Consider the following 2,077-nt stretch of genomic DNA (forward strand, 5'->3'; position numbering starts at 1 on the left):
TAATAATTCTTCTTTGTCGATCATAACTATATAGGTTAAAAATAATAAAAAGTTATTTCCGAAAAATTTTTTGAGCTATAAGGGCTCAAAATTTTTCAGAATAACTTTCTAACTTACACAGTTAGTGAGACACTACCAATAACGCTTAAATTTCCCGTGCGTTTATCACTCCTATTTAAGGATATACTCTACTTTATCTGTTATTAGATCCTTGAGATGATATGAATTGTTTGTTTGTTTTTCTAATAAATAAGTTCTTACAGTATTATCAATGTTGATATTCATATAAAACTTTAACTTATTCCATCTTTTATTGTAATGATATGGATTAGATGAATAGATAGTGTAAGAAAATTGATGTTGATCATAAACGCATCTTATTCCATTTCCATCATTAACACATTTTACATTAAATTCTTTATTTGATTTTGCATCTTTAATTCTTGACAATTTACTGAACTTAATATAATTTTTTGTGAGTGATTTCTTTGTGTCAAATAAATCATTCCTATTCCTATTCAGATTTCGAATAAAAGTAATATTCTTTTTCTTCGTCTTATATGAAATAGTATTTTCATTAACCAAGGCGTACAAAGCTAAACCATCTGTATATGTACCTTTTGTAATCTTTTTTAATGACTTAAATCTGGGTTTTACGGAAGATTCGACCTGATAAAAATGAGTAACTTTGCCTTTTGAAATTTCAAAAAACATCGGCGTCAAAAGCTCGGTATCTTTTAATTCTAATGAACCATCTAAAATTGAACTTCTCAGCTCTTCGTTTATCCAAACACCATCTATATGCTGCGAAAACGAAAAACCAAAAAACAAACAACAAATTAAAACACTGACTATTCTCATCTCTTATATTTGTTTAATTATCCAAAATTACCTGCTTTAGCTGTGACCTCTATGGAAAGATCGGGTACTAGCCGGCCGGAACCTTTTTTTGTTGGAAAACTGACCTGTACATCCATCTTTTCTCCACTGCCGTAAGTGGTAATCCAGCTATGTTCAATCAACACTTCAGTCCGAGTATTTCACCATAGAAATGCTCAGCCAAAGCCATATCATGTGTTTTAATGTTGACAACAATTCGTTTTACATAGATGGATTGCATAAGGCTTATCTATTAATGGGTTTGAGGTACTAATTTAAATAATTGCAGCCATATAGAAGAGATAAGGGCACGGTATTAAAGAAATAATGCTTAGCACAGATTGTTCGTCAGTTTGATGTTTCAGCTACTTTAACTAAATACTGTTTTTAGAAGGTCATGGCGTGGTGCCTGGCCGCATTACCTTGGCTGCCTTTTATCCATTTCTTATAAAAATGTTTTTCCAGCCATTTGCTTTGTCGAATCCATATCTGAATTTTTGTCAAACAGGTTTTAGAACAGTTAGATGGATAAATATTACGACAATAAAATTTGGGACAGTGTTAAAATTTATTTGTGTAGTCAAATGACTTCATTTATATTTGTAGTCAAATAGCTTCATAATGAATTTAAGACGGGATGTATTCCAGGCCATTGCCGATCCTACGAGAAGGGCCATACTGCTGATGCTGGCTTCGCAATCCATGACAGCGGGAGCTATAGCGTCGCAATTTGATACCGCAAGGCCTACGGTCTCAAGACATCTGCAGATTCTCACTGAATGTGAATTGTTAAAGCAACAGCAGAGCGGCAGGGAGATCAATTACCACATCAATGCCCAAAAAATGAAAGAGGTTGCAGTTTTCATTGAGCCATTCCGGCAGATGTGGGACGACCGATTCAACAAATTAAAAACCGTAATTAAAAACTTTAAAAACAATAGCAATGGAACAGAAAACGAAAGTAAAAGCTGAAGACGATAGACAGGAGATCGTCATTACCAGGGAATTTGATCTGCCTGTAGAGCTCCTATTTAAGGCCTACACCGATCCGGAGCTTTTGGAACAATGGATGGAAACAAAAGTGCTGAAGATGGAGAACAGGACACATGGTTCTTACTTATTTGGGTAGTGTCTCACTAACTGTGTAAGTTAAAAAGTTATTCTGGAAAATTTTGAGCCCTTACAGCTCAAAAAATTT

Annotated in this window: 2 protein-coding genes and 1 pseudogene; 2 read left to right on the forward strand and 1 reads right to left on the reverse strand. The window is 34.0% G+C overall.

The features are described from left to right. Nucleotides 1-171: 171 nt before the first annotated feature. Nucleotides 172-861 carry a hypothetical protein gene (locus tag MKJ01_RS18740; protein WP_241615771.1) on the reverse strand — a complete coding sequence of 230 codons (690 nt, stop codon included), beginning with the start codon at nucleotides 859-861 and terminating at the stop codon, nucleotides 172-174. A gap of 639 nt (nucleotides 862-1,500) precedes the next feature. Between MKJ01_RS18740 and MKJ01_RS18745 the strand changes: the two genes are divergently transcribed. Together MKJ01_RS18745 and MKJ01_RS18750 are read left to right on the forward strand one after the other, a co-directional pair. Next, nucleotides 1,501-1,851 carry a helix-turn-helix transcriptional regulator gene (locus MKJ01_RS18745; RefSeq protein ID WP_241615772.1) on the forward strand — a complete coding sequence of 117 codons (351 nt, stop codon included), beginning with the start codon at nucleotides 1,501-1,503 and terminating at the stop codon, nucleotides 1,849-1,851. Then, a pseudogene (locus MKJ01_RS18750) lies at nucleotides 1,823-2,002 on the forward strand (SRPBCC domain-containing protein); the annotation flags it as partial. The gene MKJ01_RS18745 and the pseudogene MKJ01_RS18750, both read left to right, overlap by 29 nt. Between the last annotated feature and the right edge of the window lie 75 nt (nucleotides 2,003-2,077).

The organism is Chryseobacterium sp. SSA4.19 (assembly GCF_022601875.1).
Taxonomy (GTDB): domain Bacteria; phylum Bacteroidota; class Bacteroidia; order Flavobacteriales; family Weeksellaceae; genus Chryseobacterium.

What these genes read in the sequence shown, in the direction of transcription:
- MKJ01_RS18740 (WP_241615771.1), bottom strand. Translation starts at nt 861, where the DNA reads ATGAGAATAGTCAGTGTTTTAATTTGTTGTTTGTTTTTTGGTTTTTCG.
- MKJ01_RS18745 (WP_241615772.1), top strand. Translation starts at nt 1,501, where the DNA reads ATGAATTTAAGACGGGATGTATTCCAGGCCATTGCCGATCCTACGAGA.